This is a genomic window from Ralstonia flaminis, assembly GCF_958415495.1.
GTDB lineage: Bacteria > Pseudomonadota > Gammaproteobacteria > Burkholderiales > Burkholderiaceae > Ralstonia > Ralstonia flaminis.
Genome location: NZ_CATZLL010000019.1, coordinates 84,719 through 102,077 on the forward strand (window position 1 = coordinate 84,719; position 17,359 = coordinate 102,077).

Here is a 17,359-nt window from a genome sequence, read left to right on the forward strand (position 1 = left end):
TCGGCTGAACGGGCGCGCGAGTCAGGTTTTTTTCCATCGCGCGTTTATACGCCGCATTCATACGATCCTTGCGGTCCAGCGCTTAGAATGCCTTCATGAACGTCTTCTGGACCCGCTTCGCCGTCTTTGTCGCCCTGGGCGGCATCATCACGGCGTGTCTGTATGTCTTCGCCAACCATGTAGTTGCGCTGGCTGTGCTCAGCGCGCTGCTGCTGGTGATGCTCCTTTACTACGTCTATCAGATCCAGCGCCTATGGCGCGTGCTGGACTCGCCGGCCTATGGCGAGATCCCCAGCGCGCTCGGCCTATGGGGCGAGGTCTACTACCGGCTGCACCGGCTCATGAAGGGCTGGCGTACGCAGGTGTTGCAGGTCGAGCAGCAGCACAGCCGTTTCATCCAGGCCATTCAAGCATCGCCCAACGGCGTGCTGATGCTCGACGCTGAAGACCAGATCGAATGGTGCAACGCTGTGGCCGAGGAGCACTTCGGCTTGTCTGCCAAGCGTGACCTGCGCCAACGCATCACCCACCTGATCCGCAGACCGGAGTTCGTCCGCTACCTTGCGCGCGGCGAGTTCGAGGAGCCGCTCACCATGCATGACGTGGGCCCCCACAAGCAAAGCATCGTCTCTGTCCAGGTCCTGCCGTATGGCGAAGACCGCAAGCTGCTGGTGTCGCAAGACATCACCAAGCTGGAGAACACCGAGGCCATGCGCCGCGACTTCGTCGCCAACGTCTCGCACGAGCTGAAGACACCATTGACGGTGCTCTCGGGTTTTCTTGAGACGGTGCGCGATATTCCGTTGCCTGAGGAAGATAAGAAGCGCTACCTCGATATGATGCATACGCAGGCCATGCGCATGCAGCACCTGGTGGAAGATCTCTTGGCGCTGGCGACGCTGGAGGGCAACCCCGAGCCGCCATCAGTCACGCCGGTGCCGATGCAGCGCATGATGCTGCAGCTTGAGCATGACATCGAGGCGCTTTCTGCCGGCCGCCACTCCATCAGCATGACGTGCGATCCGGCGGTGAGCGTGTGCGGGGCCGAGCTGGAACTGCTCTCCGCGTTCAGCAATCTGGCCTCCAATGCGGTTCGCTACACGCCCGATGGCGGTGCGATCCGCCTCGACTGGAGCGTGAAGGACGGGCACGCGATGTTCTCTGTGACTGACACGGGCATCGGCATCGCACCCGAGCATATCCCGCGCCTGACTGAGCGTTTCTATCGGGTTGACCGTAGCCGCTCGCGCGATACCGGAGGTACGGGTCTCGGCCTTGCGATCGTCAAGCACGTACTCTCGCGCCACGGTGGCGAACTGCAGGTGACGAGCGAGCACGGCAAGGGCAGCACGTTCCGCGCAGTGTTTCCGCCAGAGCGCACGGTGGTGCGCAGTGTAAGCGTCAGCGACGAGCGCGCGGCCTGATTCAACCTCGCGCCAAACCGATCACCCAATGAAAAACGCACGCTGCAGAGCGTGCGTTTTGTTTTGCGGGGCAGTGTCGCAGATCAGCCTGCAGAAATTTCCACTGGTGTGCGGACAGTCGCCTCAGCAACCGTCGCTGCGGCCACGGCTGCCGCCGTTTCCGCCGCTGCAGCAGCCTGCGGCGAGAAGTGGTTCAACAACTCAAGCTGGCTGATGCGCACGTGCTTGCCGCGCGTCGTGCGTTGCACGTAGGTGCCGTCCGCTTGCATCACCCAAGCCGATGCGTTGTCGCGCAGATGCACCTGCAGGCTTTCCTTGATGACGCGCGCCTTGAGCTTGCGATCGAGCACCGGGAAGGCCACTTCCACGCGGCGGAACAGGTTGCGGTCCATCCAGTCAGCGCTGGAGAGGTAGACGACTTCCTCGCCGGCAGCATGGAAGTAATAGACGCGGTGATGTTCCAGGAAGCGCCCGACGATCGAGCGCACGCTGATGTTCTCCGATAGCCCCGGCACGCCCGCCTTGAGCGCGCACACACCGCGCACGATCAGGTCGATCTTCACGCCGGCACGCGAGGCCTTGTACAGCTCATCGATGATGGTCGGTTCCAGCAGTGCGTTCATCTTGCCGATGATGCGCGCGCGTTTGCCTGCGCGTGCGGCGCGCGCTTCGGCACGGATGTGCTCGACCAAGTTTTCATGCATCGTGAACGGCGAGTGCCACAAGTGATGCAGCTTCACCTGTGCGCCCGTGCCGGTGAGCAACTGGAACGTGTGATGCACGTCTTCGCAGATCTGCTCGTTGGCCGTCATCAGGCCGAAGTCAGTGTAGAGGCGGGCGGTCTTGGGGTGGTAGTTGCCGGTGCCCAGGTGCACGTAGCGGTGCAGCTTGACGGTCTTGCCTTTGCCGGAGACCTCACGGCGCACCACCAGCAGCATCTTGGCGTGGCACTTGTGGCCCACCACGCCATACACGACATGCGCGCCGGCAGATTCAAGCTGGTCGGCCCAGTTGATGTTCGTTTCTTCATCAAAGCGCGCCAGCAACTCGACGACGACGGTGACTTCCTTACCGTTGCGCGCGGCCTTGATGAGTGCTTCCATGACCGGCGATTCGTTACCGGTGCGATAGACGGTCTGCTTGATGGCCACCACGTCGGGGTCGCGCGCAGCCTGTTGCAGCAGCTCCAGCACAGGCGTGAAGCTCTCGTACGGATGGTGCAGCAGGATGTCGCCCTGGCGGATGGCGTCGAAGATGTTCGTGCTGTTGGCAACCTGCTTGACCGTCGCCGGCACGTGCGGCGGGTACTTGAGCACCGGCTTGTCGACCATGTCCGGCACCTGCAGCAGGCGCACCAGATTCACCGGGCCCTTGACGCGGTAGCAGTCAGCTTCGGTCAGGCCGAACTCCTGCAAGAGGCGGCGTACCAGCGCAGGCGACGTGTCATGCGCGATTTCCAGGCGCACCGCATCGCCAAAGTGGCGCGTGGACAGTTCGCCCTGCAATGCCTCGCGCAGGTCGGTGATTTCATCTTCTGACACGAACAAATCGGAGTTGCGCGTGACGCGGAACTGGTAGCAGCCATGCACGTCGATCTGCGGGAACAACTCGTGCACAAAGCCCTGCATGAACGACGACAGCAGCACGAACCCATACGGATAGCCCGACAGCTCTGGCGGCATCTGCACCAGGCGGGGCAGGGCGCGGGGTGCCTGCACGATGGCAAGCTCAGCTTCCCGGCCGAAGGCGTCCTTGCCAGAGAGCTCGATGATGAAGTTCAGGCTCTTGTTGAGCACGCGCGGGAAGGGGTGTGCCGGGTCCAGCGCCATCGGGGTCAGGATCGGCACCAGCTCGCGCTGGAAGAAGCTGCGGCACCAGGCGCGCTGGGCTTCGTTCCAGTTGGTGGTCATGTGGAAGAAGACGCCTTCCTTCTCCAGGAGGGGCAGGATCTCGTCCTGCAGCATGGCATACTGCTGCGTGACCAGTTGCCGCACCTGTTCCGTCACCACGCCAAATGCCTGTTGTACCGACAGGCCATCGGGGGTGATAGACGACGGGTTGTCGCGCATCTGTTCCTTCAACCCGGCAATGCGGATCTCAAAGAACTCATCCAGATTGCTCGACACGATGCAGATGAACTTCAGCCGCTCCATGAGCGGCACGCCAGGGTCGGCCGCCTGGGCCAGCACCCGGGCATTGAATTCAAGGATGCCCAGTTCGCGATTGAGCAGATCGCCCGCGGGCAATGTCGACATGTTCTGTTCCAGCGAATGACTATCCGGCCACTTTTTCATATTCTGGTGTCAAATTTGTGACACATTTGAATTGTCACGTTGACGACACAATAGAGACATATTTTGTGGCGCAACGTTTCGAACCACAATCCCTAAAAACGCCCATCGCGTTTCCTACCGTTTCTCATTCATGAGTCCCACTCCCCGTCTGCTGGCCGCTGTCGACATGGGCTCCAACAGCTTTCGGCTGATGATCGGCCGCGTCGACGAAACCGTGACTGCCAATGGCGCCAGCAGCAGCCAGATCTTCCAGGTCGATGCACTGCGCGAGCCGGTGCGCTTGGCCGCCGGGCTTACGCAAGATAAATACCTGGATCAACCTGCGCGCCGCCGCGGTGTTGATGCACTGCGCCGCTTTGGCGATCGCCTGCGCGACTTCTCGCCTGACCACGTGCGTGCAGTGGCCACCAACACGCTGCGCGTGGCCAAGAACGCGCAGGAGTTCTTGATCGAAGCGGAGGCAGCGCTCGGCTTCCCCATTGAAGTGATTGCGGGCCGCGAAGAGGCTCGGCTGATCTATCTCGGTGCATCGCATGATGCGCCGGCGTGCCAGGGCAATCGGCTGGTGGTCGATATCGGTGGCGGCTCCACCGAGTTCATCATCGGCAATGGCTACAAACCTAAGCTGATGGAATCGCTCTACATCGGCTGCGTTTCGCACAGCCGCCATTTCTTCCCGAACGGCAACGTGGATGAGTACGCGATGAAGCAGGCCGAGCTGGCCGCGCGTCGCGAAATCCAGATCCTCGTGCAGCAGTACCGCACTGCCGGTTGGAACCAGGCAGTGGGCTCGTCGGGTACGGCGCGCGCGCTGGCGGAGTTGATCGAGCTCAATGGCTTCAACGACAAGAGCGACAAGGGCAGCGCCCACGGCATCACCCGCGAAGGGCTGGAGCGCCTCAAGCGTGCATTGATCAAAGCGGAGAACGCCAACCGCCTGAAGTTGAGTGGCCTGAAGTCGGACCGCGTTCCGGTGCTGCCGGGCGGCCTGTCGATCATGCTCGGTGTATTTGCCGAACTCGACATCGACCGCATGGACGTGACCGACGGCGCGTTGCGCCTGGGCGTGCTGTACGACCTGCTCGGTCGCAGCCACCATGAAGACATGCGCACGGTGACGATCGAGCAGTTCATGCGTCGCTATAACGTCGATCGCTCGCAGGCGCATCGTGTGCGCGATGCGGCGACGGCGTTGCTGTCGCAGTTTCCCGATCCGCCTGATGAGCGCCGTGAGGACAATCTTGCGCTGCTCGGCTGGGCCGCAAACTTGCACGAGATCGGCATGAGCATCTCGCACAGCGGCTATCACAAGCACTCGGCCTACATTGCCAGCCATGCCGATATGCCGGGCTTCTCGAGGACCGATCAGGCGCGCCTGGCAACGCTACTGCTGGGGCATGCCGGTAAGCTCGGCAAGCTCTCGGGCGGTGGCAAGTTCCTGGACTGGCGGATGCTGTTCAGTCTGCGTCTGGCCTTTGTGTTGTGCCGCCGGCGCGGCGCGATCCAGTTGCCGGGCCTGAAGGTGCGCCAGAGCGAAGGCGAACTCAACGAAGGCGGCTTTGAGGTAGAGCTGCCGAAGAGTTGGATCGAACAGAATCCGCTGGTCGAGTACAGCCTTACGCAGGAAGCCGACGAATGGCAGCGCATCGGCCGCCGCTACAAGGTGACTTACGTGTAGCCCATCTGCAGTTAGGTACCTTGCGGTGCCGATTCAAGCAAAACGGCCCGGTCTTTCGAACCGGGCCGTTTTGCTTTGCAGCGGTGAAGGATCAGCCGCGCAGGAAGTGGCGTGCGTAGCGCGGGTTAATGTCCGACAGGCGCAGCAGCGTCAGGAAGTCGGCAACGTTGAAGTCAGGGTCCCAAGCCGGGGCGCCGCAGATGCGGGCACCAAGGCGCAGGTAGCCCTTGACCAGTGCGGGCGGATCGACTTCCAGGTTCTGGTTCAGCTCATCCACCGGCAACGGTACGCGCGGGAAGGCGTGGTACTCGATCGGCGCCAGCGAGCCGTCGTCAACGAAGCTGCGATACAGGCTTGCGGCAAAGTGGCCGCCGTCACCCATCGATACGCTTGCGCAGCCCAGCATCGATTCGAAGCCGTAGCGCTGCATGTATTCACCCAGGCCAGCCCACAGCGCCATGATGACGCTGCCCGAGCGGTAGTCGCGGTGCACGCACGAGCGGCCCAGTTCAACCATCTTCGGGCGCAGGTGCGTCAGGCGCACGAGGTCGAATTCGGATTCGGAGTACAGGCAGCCGATCTGCTTGGCAGCGTCAGGGCGCAGCACGCGGTACGTGCCAACCACGCGCAGCGTTTTCTGGTCACGGACGATCAGGTGATCGCATACGGCGTCGAACATGTCGACGTCGAGCTCGGTATGGGCCGAGGGCAGACGGGCGCCCATTTCTTCGGCGAAGACTTTGTAGCGCAGGCGTTGCGCTTCGGTCACTTCATCCTGGTGGCGCGCCCACGAAACGGCCAGAACAGGCTTGTCACGCGCCGGAACAGCGTCGGATTGGCGAGGAAGACCCCTCCGTGCGTTGGCCTGGCCAAGATTCAGGCTCGGCAGTGCGTCGATCAACGGCTGGGTGGGCGTCGGCAGGTCTCGCATTCGGATCCCCTAGGGTGGCTGAGGGTTGCTTTCGGGGGCGATTCTAGAGACGCTGCATGACAGATCAGCGACAAAAGCGTGTCATTCGTGACCGTTGCGTGAATTTTGCGTGGCGTTGTCGTGACAATGATGACGTGTCACACAAGATCCGGGTTGACCACGGCGCGCAGCACAGTCTGCGCCTCGTCTTCGCGCATGCGGCGGCAGAGCCACCACACGGCGGCTTTCTTCACGCTCCACTCCATCTCAGCGCCCGCAATCAGCAGGCTGGCCAGGCGGCCGAGCCACGGCTGATGGCCGACCAGCAGCAAGTTCGTGCTCGAAGGCCAGTCGATTGCCGCAAGGATGGTGCTGACGTCTGCTCCCGGGGCGATATCGGGCAGTGTCTGGAAATGCTCGGTGAGGGCGCGCGCAGTCTGCTGCGTACGCACAGCGGGGCTGACCAGCACGCGCGTATCTTCCGGTAGGCGGGGGCGCAGCCAGGCGGCCATTTTCTCGGCCTGCTTTTCGCCGCGCTTGGTCAGTTCACGCTGGAGGTCGGTGCTGCGCTGGATGCGCAAGGATGCGGCCACGTCTTCGGCTTCGGCGTGGCGCCACAGGATGAGATTCATGGAGCGGTTCTGCTGGTAGTGCAATAAGGCGCTGATGCAGCGTTTATATCACTACCGTATGACGCCATCTGCCGCCCAAACAAAAACGGCTTACGCGATGAACGTAAGCCGTTTTTGTTGACTGCCAAATTTTGGTCGGAGCGGAGAGATTCGAACTCCCGACCCACTGGTCCCAAACCAGTTGCGCTACCAGGCTGCGCTACGCTCCGGAATCGGCGATTGTACCGCTTTCACAACAGATCGGTCAAATCATTGTTCGAACGATCAATCCGAGGGCGACCACACCGGCAAATGCCGCGAACCCCTGCTGCAGTGCTGGCCCCGCCAGATGCTTAGCGAAGCGGCGTCCGGCCAGCATGCCGGTCAGTGCGCCCGCGGCAAATGGCAGTGCGATATGCCAGTCGACATGGCCGCCAATGGCCGAAGCCACCACGCCGCCGGTGGATACCAGTGCAATCACCGCCAGCGATGTGGCGACGATCGTCTGCATCGGCAGGTCGGTCGCACGGCGCAAGGCCGGCACGATAACGAAGCCGCCGCCAACGCCCAGCAACCCAGACAGGAACCCTGCGCCCACGCCTGATGCGGCCAATGCCCGCGCGCACGGCAGCGTCCAGACCAGCTTGGCCGTTGTGGTGTCGAGATGGCAGGGTGGTGCTGCGCGCCGTGGCGTGTCTGTCGCGGGCGTCCCGCCGCGGGCCTGACGGAACATGCGTACCGCCACATAGGCGAGCACGACGGCGAACAGCAGCGTCAACGGCGTATTCGGCACACGATGCGCCACCCAGATGCCAAATGGCGACACCACCACGCCGCACAGCGCCATCAGCCCGGCCGCCTTGTAGCGGACCTTGCCTTCTCGCAGGCCGAGCATCGCCCCCAGCCCCGCCGACAAGCCCACCGCCAGTAGCGCGATCGGCGCAGCTTCAGGCACCGACAGGTGCAGCCCAAAGATCAGCAGCGGCACCGCGACGATGGCACCGCCCGCACCCGTGAGCGCAAGGATGAGCCCGACCACCGAGCCCAGGCCTGCGCTGATGATCCAGCCAATTTCTACCGGAGACATGCTTAGCGTCCTGAGGGCGTGGTCGGCCGTGCCAGCCATTCGCGGCCCCTGAGCAGCGCATTCCAGTACAGCCAGGGCAGCAGCGTCTTCTTGAGCCACCAGGCAGACTTGCGCGCCACCGTCGGCAGCAGCGGGAACGTTGGCAGCAGTTTGCCACCGTAGCCGAACTCGGCCAGTACGACCTTGCCGCGTTCAACGGTGAGCGGGCAGGCGCCGTAGCCGTCGTAGCGCGTGGGCAATGTTTGACCTTCGCGATGGGCGAGCAGGTTCTCGGCAACAACCACGATCTGCTTGCGTGCTGCGGCTGCCGTCTTGGCGTTGGGCGTGGAGCTGGCGTCGCCGAGCGAGAACACATCGGCGTGGCGCACATGCTGCAGCGTAGCGGGGTCGACCTCGCACCAGCCGGCGGCATCGCCCAGGCCGCTTTCGGCAATGAAGGCCGGCGGCACCTGCGGCGGCACCACGTGCAGCATGTCGAATGGCTTGGCGGTGCGCGCGACTTCGCCATCGGCGTTCTTGTGCTCGAACCAGGCCATGCGTGCGGGGCCATCGACTGCCACCAGCGTGGAGCCGAATGCCAGCTTGGCGCGATAGCGCTCTACATAGCGCATCAAGGGCGGTACGAAGGCTTCGACGCCGAACAGTGCCGCCCCGGCCAGGTTGAACTCTACGTTGACGCGATCGAGCACACCTGTGCGCTGCCAGTGGTCGCACGCAAGGTACATCGCCTTTTGCGGTGCGCCCGCGCATTTGATCGGCATGGCGGGCTGCGTGAAGAGCGCACGGCCCGAGCGCAGGCTGCGCACCAATGACCACGTGTACGGCGCCAAATCAAACCTATAGTTGGACGTAACGCCGTTCTGGCCGAGCGCCGCTTCCAGGCCTTCGATGCGCTCCCACGCGAGGCGCAGCCCCGGGCAGACGATCAGTTGGCGATAGGTCAGCGTCTGGCCGTTGTCGAGGTGCACACGGTGCGCATCGGCTTCAATGTGCGTGGCTGCTGCGCGAATCCGCTGCACGCCGGCCGGCAGCAACGAATCGGTCTGCCGTGCCGTGGCCTTGGCGTCGAACACGCCGCCACCCACGAGCGTCCATGCCGGCTGGTAGTAGTGCACGTCAGACGGCTCGACGATGGTGATGCCGAGCTGCGGGCGGCGCCGGCGCAGGCTGGCCGCCACGCCAATGCCGGCCGCGCCGCCGCCGAGGATGAGCACATCACAGTCGACGGCAGGCGTGGACGCGGGCAGGGAAGGGGATTCGGTATGCATGCAATTTCAGTTGGGGCTGCCGGGCAAACCGGCTGGTGCTTCGATGAGGGGCGCGGCGTTGGCACATCGCAAGCCGCTGCCATGCAAGGCGATCTATCTGACGCTTTTGAGGACTTTGCCGCAGTACAACGCAGACAGCGTCTGCATGATCTGGATGACCTCGAAGCTGGCCAGCCGGTAGTAGATGTACTTGCCTTCGCGGCGCGTGCTGACGAGGCCTTCATCGCGCAGCACACCCAACTGCTGCGACAGGCTGGGTTGGTGCAGACCGACCAGTGTTTCCAGCTCGCCAACATTGCGCTCGCCCTGCGTGAGTTGGCAGAGCAGCAGCAGGCGGTCCTCATGCGCCATGGCTTTGAGTACCGCGCATGCCTGGGAAGCCGAGTCGCGCAGCATGGAGATGGCCGCTTCAGGTAGCGGCACAACTTGGTTTGGGTCAGTTGTCGGGGCAGTCATCAGGGCGCGGCGCTTCTCGTTCTATTTGGTTCTGTTTGCGCTATTGGCAGACAGAATGTCTGACGATATTATATAAAAATATAGATTGTGTGCGGAAGCCCCCATCATGCAAGCCCAGATCGAACCGTTTTTTGATGCCGACACATGCACCATGACCTACGTGGTCCATGCTGGGCCCGGTACGCCGTGCGCAGTGATCGACTCGGTACTTGATTACGACCCGAAATCCGGCCGTACGCGCACCAAGTCTGCCGACCGCGTGGCCGCCTTCATCGAGGCGCATGGGTTGCGCGTCGAATGGCTGCTCGAGACGCACGCCCACGCCGATCACCTGTCGGCAGCGCCGTACCTGCGGGGCCGCTTTGGCGGGCGCATCGCCATCGGCGAGCGCATTCGCGTGGTGCAGGGCGTGTTCAAGCCGATCTTCAACCTGGAGCCGTCATTCCAGCTCGACGGTTCGCAGTTTGACCATCTGTTCTCGCCGGACGAGGTCTTCCACATTGGTGAATTGGAGGCGAAGGCGTTGGCCGTGCCTGGGCACACGCCCGCGGACATGGCCTATCAGGTCGGGGATGCCGTGTTCGTTGGCGACACGCTCTTCATGCCCGACGTGGGCACGGCGCGCTGCGATTTCCCTGGCGGTGATGCGGGTACGCTGTACCAGTCGATCCGCCGTCTGCTCGACTTGCCGGCCGACACGCGGCTCTACATGTGCCATGACTACCCGCCCGCAGGGCGCGAGGCCACGTGCCACACCACCGTGGCGGAACAGCGCCGCGCCAACATCCATGTGCGAGATGGCGTGACGCAGGACGATTTCGTGCAGATGCGCACCAAGCGCGACGCCACGCTGGGCATGCCCACGCTGATGCTGCCGTCCATCCAGGTCAACATCCGCGCGGGTGCATTGCCCCCGGCGGAGCCAAACGGCGTCCAGTACCTGAAGATCCCGCTGAACGCGTTGTAAGTCGTCACTGCCTGATCTCGATAAGCGGCGTGGGTCTGGCCAACGCTGCTACGCCGAGAACGGCCCAGGCCGGCGCTTCTGCACGACAATCGCGCCATCTGCCCACCACGGCAGCGAGGAGCCCGTTATGTCCATCCTGATATTGGGTTTGCTGATCTTTCTGGGCGTGCATTCCGTTCGCATTGTTGCGGAGGCGTGGCGCAAGGCCCGGATCGCCCAGATGGGCGAGAAAGGCTGGAAAGGTGCGTACTCCATTGCCTCCATCGTCGGGTTGGCGCTGGTCATCTGGGGATACGGTATCGCACGGCATGAACCGCACGCACTATGGACCCGGCCGGTGTGGGTGCCCCATCTCGCGGGCTTGCTGACGCTGGCGGCTTTCATCCTCTTTGCGGCGGCGTATGTTCCGGGCAACCACTTCAAGGCGTGGGTCCGACATCCGATGGCGCTCAGCGTGACGCTGTGGGCGTTGGCGCATCTGCTGGCAAACGGCACGTTGCATGCGGTCGTGCTGTTTGGGGCGTTCCTGGTCTGGGGGCTGGTGGATTTTGCGGCGGCGCGCCGTCGGGATCGCGTGGAAGGCGTGGTTTATCCCGGCGGGTCGCTTTCACGCGATGTGATTCCCGTTGTGATGGGTGCTGTCGCCTGGGGCGTGTTTGCGTTCTATCTCCATGCGCGCTGGATTGGCGTGAGCCCGATGGGGTAGCCCGCGGCCAACGTCAATCGAACCGTGCTGCCAGGTCGTGTAGTTGCTGAGCGGTGACCGTGGCGCCGCCACACACCACCACTGCAACGCTGGAGGCTGCCTTGAGTGCGGGGTGCCCGCAATCCAGTGCCGCCAATGCCGCCCCGCAGGCTGGCTCGACAACGACGCGGTGCTCGTCAAGAAACCGGAGTGCTGCCTTCACTGCCTGCGCATCCGACATCACAACGTTGTAGATTTCTCGGTGGGCTGCCCATTCAAGCGCACCGTCACAAGGCCGCTTGGCACCCAGCGAGGTGGCCACGCTCGAGATGGTGGCGAGTTCGACGGGTTTGCCTTGTGCGATTGAACGCGCGAAGCAGTCGGCTCCCTCCGTTTCCACGGCAACGACAGGCACGTTGGACCACCCGTTGCGCTGCAGCCCTTCCATCACGCCGCACAAGAGCCCACCCCCGCCCACGGCGAGGAGGATCGCGCCGGGCTTGTGTCCGGCGGCCGCCATTTCGTCCACCAGTGTGGCGTGTCCGTGCCAGATGACCGGATCGTCGAATGGGTGTACGAAGGCGTCCCCTGGGCCGATCAGGGACTGTGCAAACGCATGCGCTTCTGCCCACGCGGCGCCATGGACGACCAGCCCCGCGCCTTCCTGGCGGATCAGGTCGCGCGCCCGTTGCGGTGTGCTTTCCGGCACCACAACCGAGACGGGAACACCGAGCTTGCGCCCGCAATAGGCCACCGCAATCCCCGCATTGCCGCCAGACGATGAGATGAATCGTTGCGCACCCGCAGAACGCTGCGCTTCGCACAGGGCACCGATGCCGCGCAGCTTGAACGAGCCGGACGGCTGCGCGGCTTCCATCTTCAGCCACACCGGTTTAGCAAGCTGCCGTGAATAGGGTTGGGACTGTACGTAAGGCGTGTGGATGTGGAGCGTCATGTCTCGTCGTGATGTGCCGCGGCGATTGTTCATGGGGGCATCCATCGTAGGCGTTCATAGTTATGCGTACAAATGCTTTATAAGCGGATTTGCTATGCTTGATAAGTATGGATAAGACCGTGCCGAATCGATATGCGGAACATTGAACTACGCCACCTTCGCTACTTCATTGCGGTCGCGCAGGCGGGTAGCGTGGTGGCGGGCGCGCGGGCCATCGGCATTGTCCAGCCCGCCTTGTCGCGACAAATCCTTGAGCTGGAGGCCGCCGTTGGCACGCCGCTGCTGGCGCGCAAGGCGCGGGGCGTGCAGTTGACCGCCGCCGGCGAGAGTTTTCTGCGTGACGCCCAGCAACTGCTGGCTGATCTGCAAACCGGGCGCGATCGTGCCTTGCGATGCGCTGCAGGTCAGCTCGGTGAACTGCACCTGGGTGTGTTGCCGAACTATCTCAGCGCAACCGTTGTGACGAACGTGCTGCAGGCATTTCGCGCTGCGTGTCCGGAGGTCAAGGTCGCGGTGGCGCCGATGCTCTCTGCAGAGCAGGCGGCCGCCATTGTGCGCAAGCAGATCGACGGCGGCATCATGGCCTGGCGCCGTGACGAGGCGCCGCATCTGTCCGGTATTGCGCTGCTGAGCGACCGTTTTGTGCTGGCCATGCCCGCACCGCAAGCTGCCCACCACAAGGCACCGAAGCGGCTGGCCGATGTGGCGGATCAGCCGTTCGTGTGGTTCGATCCGGAGCGCTCTTCCGCGCACCATCGTTTCTTGATGCGGCAATGCGAGCGCGTCGGCTTCACGCCGCGTGTGACCCAGATCGGCAGCGACATCCCAACCGTGGTGGGTCTTGTGGCGGCGGGCATGGGGTGTGCATTTGTGCCGGAGAGCCTGTCCGCCCTGTGTCCACCCACTGTGCAGCTTGTGCCGCTGCGAGAGGTATCCGATCGCTTCGATGTGGAATTCACCTTTGACGAAGACGCGGCCACGCCCGTTGTTACGCGGTTTGCGCAAGCGTTGCGGGAGGTGGTGGGTCGTGGAGGACGAACGCGCCGGGCCTAATCGGCGCGTTAGCAGGTGTTTGTCGCGTATTTTCTGACCGGACGGATCGGGCCTTACCCGTGTGCCTGGCGTCTTGTAGATTGATGGGATGCTAACGAGCGCGAGTGGGTGCTGTGGTGGGCGTCGCAGCCGCCCACCGGCTCCAAATGGAACAACACGCATGAAACATGTCACCTTGCCCGATGGCGAGCGCGTGCCAGCGCTCGGTATGGGAACGTGGAATATGGGCGAGAGCCGCGCAGCTCGCGCTGAGGAAATCGCCACGCTGCGCCTGGGGCTTGACCTCGGCCTGCGCTTGATCGACACGGCGGAAATGTACGGCGAAGGCTTGTCCGAAGAGATGATCGGCGAGGCGATTGCCGGGCGTCGCGACGAGGTGTTTCTCGTCAGCAAGGTCTATCCGCACAACGCCAGCCGGCGGGGTGTTGCTGCCGCGTGCGAGCGTAGCCTGCGCCGGCTTGGCACCGATCGCATTGACCTGTATCTGCTGCACTGGCGCGGCAGTGTCCCGCTGGAAGAGACCGTACAAGGCCTGCAGGCGCTGCAGCGCGAGGGCAAGATCCGCCACTACGGCGTGAGCAATCTCGATCTGTCGGACATGGAAGAACTTTGGGACGTACCCGGCGGCGATCAGGTTGCGGTCAACCAGTTGCTCTACAACCTGGGCCGACGCGGCATCGAATGGGATCTGCTGCCTTGGCTGCGCGAACGCGGTGTGCCCGTGATGGCGTATTCCCCCATCGAGCAGGCGCACCTGACGCGTCACCCGAAGCTGGTGCCGTTTGCGCAGGCGTGCGGCATGACGCCTGCACAGGTGGCGCTGGCGTGGTTGCTGGCGCGCGACGGCATCATCGCCATTCCCAAGACCAGCCGCCGCGAGCGCTTGCGTGAAAACGTTGGGGCACTGGCGTACGAACTGACGCCCGAGCAACTGGCTGAGTTGGACCGCATCTTTCCGCCACCGAAAGGGCCGCGGCCGCTGGAAATGCTGTAAGCCTGTCAGCTATACACGCTGCGCTCAGCGTGCCTTGGCTTGCTGGTAGCGCGCGTAGTTCACGTAGTCTGTGGCGAACACGCGTGCCTTCTCGCGTGAGCTCTCTGTGACCTGATTGGCTGCCTGGCGCGCCCCCGATTTTCCGTGGGACGACACCATCTGCGCGCTGAGGTAGTCATGGAAGGCGTCGTGCATGGTTTTGAGTTCGCCTTCGCACGCATCCAGCACGGATGACACCACCGTTTTTGTATCCGCTTGACTGGTCACCTGTTCGTCAGCGCGACGCTGGACGCAGTCGAAGTAGCGGACGCGCAGCGCCTGCCAGCCGTTGTCGGTAATGACCGAGTTGCTGGTGTTGGCCTGATCGGCAAGCTGCTGTTGCGATGGCGCGGGGGATCCGCATGCGCCAAGCAGGGTCAGCAGAACGAGGGACGGGGCGTAGAGGGCGGATTTCATGGCTGCACTGTACTGCCACGAGCGGTTCTCGCACCACCCTTTGTGCGGGCGGCAAGTCGACCATGCCTCACGCCAGTAACAATTGGAAACGACTTCGTTGGGGGCAGGGTGGGGCGTCGTTTTCCGCAATCCTTTGCATCGAAGCGCGTCAAGAAGGCAACAGCGCAGCGTGCGCGGCAGCCAGCACGTTGCGGCTCAGCCCATCGAGCAAGGCCGACGCCGCCCTCGCGTATTGCCAGTGCAGCGGTACATCCAGCGGTGTGCCGGGCACCAGTTCAACCAGTGAGCCCGCCTTGAGGTGCGACGCGATCAGCGTCTGCGGATGCAGGCCCCATCCCATGCCCGCGACTGCCGCTGCCACAAATGCCTGAGGCGAGGGCAGCATGTGCCGTGGCAGCTCGACATGCCGGTGGCACAGACGCCGTGCCCAGCGCGCCTGCAACTCGTCTTTGGTGTTGAACAGCAGGCTGGGCGCCTTGGCTAAGCTGCCAGCGCCCACGCCGTCAGCGAAATGACGCTGCACGAACGCCGGACTGGCGGCCGCAAGGTAGCGCATGGAGCCCAATGGCCGGCTGTTGCAGCCGGCTGCCGGGCGGGCCGTGGCGGTCACGGCAGCGAGCACGGCGCCACTGCGCAGCCATTCGGTGGTGTGGTCTTGATCATCCACCGCGACCTCCATCAGCACCGGGTGTTCGGCACCGAAGGCCGCGATGGCTGGGGCCAGCCACGTGGCCAGGCTGTCGGCGTTCACGGCGATGGGCAGCGGCACCCGCGCAATGCCCTCCGGCGCCAGCACGGGCAGCGCGCCCTGCAACTCCTGTTCGAGCAGCCGGACGCGGTCGACATGTTGACAGAGCTGTCGCCCCGTCTCTGTTGCCCGGCAAGGTTGATCGCGCACCACCAGCGCGCAGCCTACGCGCTCTTCCAGCAATCGAATGCGTTGTGAAATCGCCGATGGCGTGACATGGAGTGCACGTGCAGCGCGCTCAAAGCTGCCTTCCCGAACGACTGCAGCCAACGCAGAGAGGGCGGCGTAATCCAGCATATGTTAAGTAAAACTGAATTGAATGAAGTAAGGATAGTTTGTCTTCATTGATGGGCGCAGGCAAGCTGTATGCATGGACACCTTGCTGACCCCCATTTCGCTGGCGCTATCTGTCTCCCTTCAGGGCTTGGTCTTGAGCCTGGGGCTGATTGTCGCCATTGGCGCGCAGAACGCGTTTGTATTGCGCCAGGGGCTGCGCCGCGAGCACGTGGGCAGCGTGGTGCTGTTTTGCGCGGTGGCAGATGCGTTGCTGTTGACGGCTGGGGTCATGGGCATGGCTCGGGCGCTGGGCGAGCGTCCCGGGCTTGCCAATGCAATGGCATTGGCCGGTGCCGTCTTTCTGGCGGTGTATGGGTGGCGGGCGCTGCAACGTGCACGGCACGCCAGTCAATTGCGGGCGTCAGAGGGCGGCGATGGTTTGAGCCGGGGCGCTGCGCTGGCGCAGGCGGCAGCCTTTACGCTGCTCAATCCCCACGTCTACCTCGATACGGTGCTGCTGGTTGGCAGCATTGGTGCGCAGCAACCGGCGGCATTGCGTGGCTGGTTCGTTGCGGGAGCGAGTTCGGCCAGTGTGTTCTGGTTTGTATCGCTTGGGTTCGGTGCGCGCTGGCTGGCGCCCTGGTTTGCCAAGCCGCGCGCGTGGCAGGTGCTGGATGGCCTGATCGGTACGACCATGCTTGTGCTGGCTGCGTTGTTGCTGCGACATGCATTCACAGGGATCTTCGGCTGATCAGATCGGCTGGTGCGCTTGCTCCGGTGCAGCAGGCGCAGCGCGTTTGGCGAGACGCGATGGTTTTCCGATCCCGTAACCACGCGACTTCATGCCGCCAGCCGGTAACGCAGATGGATCAGCGGGTAAGGGCGCCCCTGGCTATCCAGCGCTGATCGGCCGCAGTGTTCGAAGCCCATCCGTTCATAGAAGCCGACGGCTTGAGTGTTTTGTTCGTTCACGTCAACGGTCAGTTTCGGGTGACGTCTCAGCGCTTCTTCCACCAGATAGCGGCCAACCCCCGTCCCGCGATGGTTCGCATCGATGAACAGCGCCTCCATGTGTTGCGCGTTGATCAGCATGAAGCCGATCGCCTCGCCGGTTTCATTGACGGCGAGTTCCAACGGTGCGCTGGGAAGAAACGCCACCACTTCCGATTCAATGGCGAGGCGATCTTCTGGGCGCAGGAAGTGGTGCGTAGCGTCGACGGCGTTGCGCCAGATTGCCAGCACTCGTTCGGCGTCTGATTGGGTGGATGTGCGGAGTTGGATCATGGCTGGTCCGCGTTGGTTATGTGACTGGTGTCTGTCGTTTGTCAGCAAGTCGGGCTCACCAGAGTATAAATTCAATAATCAATAAATCAGTATTTAGTTATTTTAATTGCATACCTGCACCCCTCTGTTGGGTGGTTTCAATTTTTCCATTTGAAAACAATTGGGCGCGTGCGGCGGCCGATTGTAAATCTATTGCGTGATTTTCGATTTTCA

At 63.1% G+C, this 17,359-nt stretch carries 16 protein-coding genes, 1 tRNA gene and 1 pseudogene; 7 read left to right on the forward strand and 11 right to left on the reverse strand.

What is annotated here, in order from left to right:
• Positions 1-95 precede the first annotated feature (95 nt).
• On the forward strand, positions 96-1,424 hold the full coding sequence (phoR, locus tag R2N11_RS23775) for a phosphate regulon sensor histidine kinase PhoR (RefSeq protein ID WP_199032850.1): 1,329 nt from the start codon (positions 96-98) through the stop codon (positions 1,422-1,424).
• Between the two features lie 83 nt (positions 1,425-1,507).
• On the opposite strand, the gene ppk1 is transcribed toward phoR, so the two are convergent.
• The gene (ppk1, locus tag R2N11_RS23780; protein ID WP_199032849.1) at positions 1,508-3,679 is read right to left on the reverse strand and encodes a polyphosphate kinase 1; all 2,172 of its coding nucleotides are present in this window, start codon (positions 3,677-3,679) and stop codon (positions 1,508-1,510) included.
• A gap of 169 nt (positions 3,680-3,848) precedes the next feature.
• Here ppk1 and ppx point away from each other — a divergent pair, with 169 nt between their 5' ends.
• The gene (gene ppx / locus R2N11_RS23785) at positions 3,849-5,396 is read left to right on the forward strand and encodes an exopolyphosphatase (protein ID WP_316682611.1); all 1,548 of its coding nucleotides are present in this window, start codon (positions 3,849-3,851) and stop codon (positions 5,394-5,396) included.
• 91 nt (positions 5,397-5,487) lie between these two features.
• Here the strand turns inward: ppx and R2N11_RS23790 are convergent, their stop codons facing one another.
• From R2N11_RS23790 to R2N11_RS23815, 6 genes and pseudogenes are all read right to left on the reverse strand, one after another.
• Positions 5,488-6,327 (reverse strand): GNAT family N-acetyltransferase, encoded by an 840-nt coding sequence (locus R2N11_RS23790; protein WP_199032847.1) that lies wholly within the window; start codon positions 6,325-6,327, stop codon positions 5,488-5,490.
• A 137-nt stretch (positions 6,328-6,464) separates the two neighbouring features.
• Positions 6,465-6,938, reverse strand: a complete 474-nt coding sequence (gene sixA / locus R2N11_RS23795) for a phosphohistidine phosphatase SixA (RefSeq protein ID WP_316682612.1) — start codon at positions 6,936-6,938, stop codon at positions 6,465-6,467.
• Between the two features lie 132 nt (positions 6,939-7,070).
• Positions 7,071-7,147: transfer RNA gene (locus R2N11_RS23800), tRNA-Pro, on the reverse strand.
• A gap of 35 nt (positions 7,148-7,182) precedes the next feature.
• Positions 7,183-8,004 (reverse strand): sulfite exporter TauE/SafE family protein, encoded by an 822-nt coding sequence (locus R2N11_RS23805; RefSeq protein ID WP_199033244.1) that lies wholly within the window; start codon positions 8,002-8,004, stop codon positions 7,183-7,185.
• A 2-nt stretch (positions 8,005-8,006) separates the two neighbouring features.
• Positions 8,007-9,355, reverse strand: a pseudogene (locus tag R2N11_RS23810) (NAD(P)/FAD-dependent oxidoreductase).
• A gap of 10 nt (positions 9,356-9,365) precedes the next feature.
• On the reverse strand, positions 9,366-9,728 hold the full coding sequence (locus tag R2N11_RS23815; RefSeq protein ID WP_199033242.1) for an ArsR/SmtB family transcription factor: 363 nt from the start codon (positions 9,726-9,728) through the stop codon (positions 9,366-9,368).
• Positions 9,729-9,834: 106 nt separating this feature from the next.
• Between R2N11_RS23815 and R2N11_RS23820 the strand changes: the two genes are divergently transcribed.
• Both R2N11_RS23820 and R2N11_RS23825 read left to right on the forward strand, forming a co-directional pair.
• Positions 9,835-10,695 (forward strand): MBL fold metallo-hydrolase, encoded by an 861-nt coding sequence (locus tag R2N11_RS23820; protein ID WP_316682614.1) that lies wholly within the window; start codon positions 9,835-9,837, stop codon positions 10,693-10,695.
• A gap of 127 nt (positions 10,696-10,822) precedes the next feature.
• The gene (locus R2N11_RS23825; RefSeq protein ID WP_316682616.1) at positions 10,823-11,401 is read left to right on the forward strand and encodes an NnrU family protein; all 579 of its coding nucleotides are present in this window, start codon (positions 10,823-10,825) and stop codon (positions 11,399-11,401) included.
• A gap of 13 nt (positions 11,402-11,414) precedes the next feature.
• Here the strand turns inward: R2N11_RS23825 and R2N11_RS23830 are convergent, their stop codons facing one another.
• Positions 11,415-12,335, reverse strand: a complete 921-nt coding sequence (locus R2N11_RS23830; RefSeq protein WP_316682627.1) for a pyridoxal-phosphate dependent enzyme — start codon at positions 12,333-12,335, stop codon at positions 11,415-11,417.
• A 132-nt stretch (positions 12,336-12,467) separates the two neighbouring features.
• Here R2N11_RS23830 and R2N11_RS23835 point away from each other — a divergent pair, with 132 nt between their 5' ends.
• Together R2N11_RS23835 and R2N11_RS23840 are read left to right on the forward strand one after the other, a co-directional pair.
• Complete coding sequence (locus R2N11_RS23835) at positions 12,468-13,388, forward strand: LysR family transcriptional regulator (protein WP_316682618.1); 921 nt, start codon at positions 12,468-12,470, stop codon at positions 13,386-13,388.
• A 160-nt stretch (positions 13,389-13,548) separates the two neighbouring features.
• Positions 13,549-14,382 carry an aldo/keto reductase gene (locus R2N11_RS23840; RefSeq protein ID WP_316682619.1) on the forward strand — a complete coding sequence of 278 codons (834 nt, stop codon included), beginning with the start codon at positions 13,549-13,551 and terminating at the stop codon, positions 14,380-14,382.
• 24 nt (positions 14,383-14,406) lie between these two features.
• Here R2N11_RS23840 and R2N11_RS23845 read toward each other — a convergent pair whose 3' ends face one another.
• The gene (locus R2N11_RS23845; protein ID WP_199032080.1) at positions 14,407-14,838 is read right to left on the reverse strand and encodes a hypothetical protein; all 432 of its coding nucleotides are present in this window, start codon (positions 14,836-14,838) and stop codon (positions 14,407-14,409) included.
• A 148-nt stretch (positions 14,839-14,986) separates the two neighbouring features.
• A complete protein-coding gene (locus R2N11_RS23850; protein WP_199032079.1) occupies positions 14,987-15,883 on the reverse strand; it encodes a LysR family transcriptional regulator ArgP in 897 nt (298 codons plus the stop codon).
• Positions 15,884-15,956: 73 nt separating this feature from the next.
• Between R2N11_RS23850 and R2N11_RS23855 the strand changes: the two genes are divergently transcribed.
• On the forward strand, positions 15,957-16,613 hold the full coding sequence (locus R2N11_RS23855) for a LysE/ArgO family amino acid transporter (protein WP_316682620.1): 657 nt from the start codon (positions 15,957-15,959) through the stop codon (positions 16,611-16,613).
• Positions 16,614-16,702: 89 nt separating this feature from the next.
• On the opposite strand, the gene R2N11_RS23860 is transcribed toward R2N11_RS23855, so the two are convergent.
• Positions 16,703-17,146, reverse strand: coding sequence for an acetyltransferase (locus R2N11_RS23860; protein WP_316682621.1), 444 nt, complete (start codon positions 17,144-17,146; stop codon positions 16,703-16,705).
• Between the last annotated feature and the right edge of the window lie 213 nt (positions 17,147-17,359).

Excerpts from the sequence above, each read along its gene's own strand:
- R2N11_RS23805 (WP_199033244.1), bottom strand. The coding sequence starts at position 8,004 with ATGTCTCCGGTAGAAATTGGCTGGATCATCAGCGCAGGCCTGGGCTCG.
- R2N11_RS23825 (WP_316682616.1), top strand. The coding sequence starts at position 10,823 with ATGTCCATCCTGATATTGGGTTTGCTGATCTTTCTGGGCGTGCATTCC.
- sixA (WP_316682612.1), bottom strand. The coding sequence starts at position 6,938 with ATGAATCTCATCCTGTGGCGCCACGCCGAAGCCGAAGACGTGGCCGCA.
- R2N11_RS23820 (WP_316682614.1), top strand. The coding sequence starts at position 9,835 with ATGCAAGCCCAGATCGAACCGTTTTTTGATGCCGACACATGCACCATG.
- R2N11_RS23835 (WP_316682618.1), top strand. The coding sequence starts at position 12,468 with ATGCGGAACATTGAACTACGCCACCTTCGCTACTTCATTGCGGTCGCG.
- R2N11_RS23860 (WP_316682621.1), bottom strand. The coding sequence starts at position 17,146 with ATGATCCAACTCCGCACATCCACCCAATCAGACGCCGAACGAGTGCTG.
- R2N11_RS23855 (WP_316682620.1), top strand. The coding sequence starts at position 15,957 with ATGGACACCTTGCTGACCCCCATTTCGCTGGCGCTATCTGTCTCCCTT.
- R2N11_RS23840 (WP_316682619.1), top strand. The coding sequence starts at position 13,549 with ATGAAACATGTCACCTTGCCCGATGGCGAGCGCGTGCCAGCGCTCGGT.
- ppk1 (WP_199032849.1), bottom strand. The coding sequence starts at position 3,679 with ATGTCGACATTGCCCGCGGGCGATCTGCTCAATCGCGAACTGGGCATC.
- R2N11_RS23815 (WP_199033242.1), bottom strand. The coding sequence starts at position 9,728 with ATGACTGCCCCGACAACTGACCCAAACCAAGTTGTGCCGCTACCTGAA.
- ppx (WP_316682611.1), top strand. The coding sequence starts at position 3,849 with ATGAGTCCCACTCCCCGTCTGCTGGCCGCTGTCGACATGGGCTCCAAC.
- R2N11_RS23850 (WP_199032079.1), bottom strand. The coding sequence starts at position 15,883 with ATGCTGGATTACGCCGCCCTCTCTGCGTTGGCTGCAGTCGTTCGGGAA.
- R2N11_RS23830 (WP_316682627.1), bottom strand. The coding sequence starts at position 12,335 with ATGACGCTCCACATCCACACGCCTTACGTACAGTCCCAACCCTATTCA.
- R2N11_RS23845 (WP_199032080.1), bottom strand. The coding sequence starts at position 14,838 with ATGAAATCCGCCCTCTACGCCCCGTCCCTCGTTCTGCTGACCCTGCTT.
- R2N11_RS23790 (WP_199032847.1), bottom strand. The coding sequence starts at position 6,327 with ATGCGAGACCTGCCGACGCCCACCCAGCCGTTGATCGACGCACTGCCG.
- phoR (WP_199032850.1), top strand. The coding sequence starts at position 96 with ATGAACGTCTTCTGGACCCGCTTCGCCGTCTTTGTCGCCCTGGGCGGC.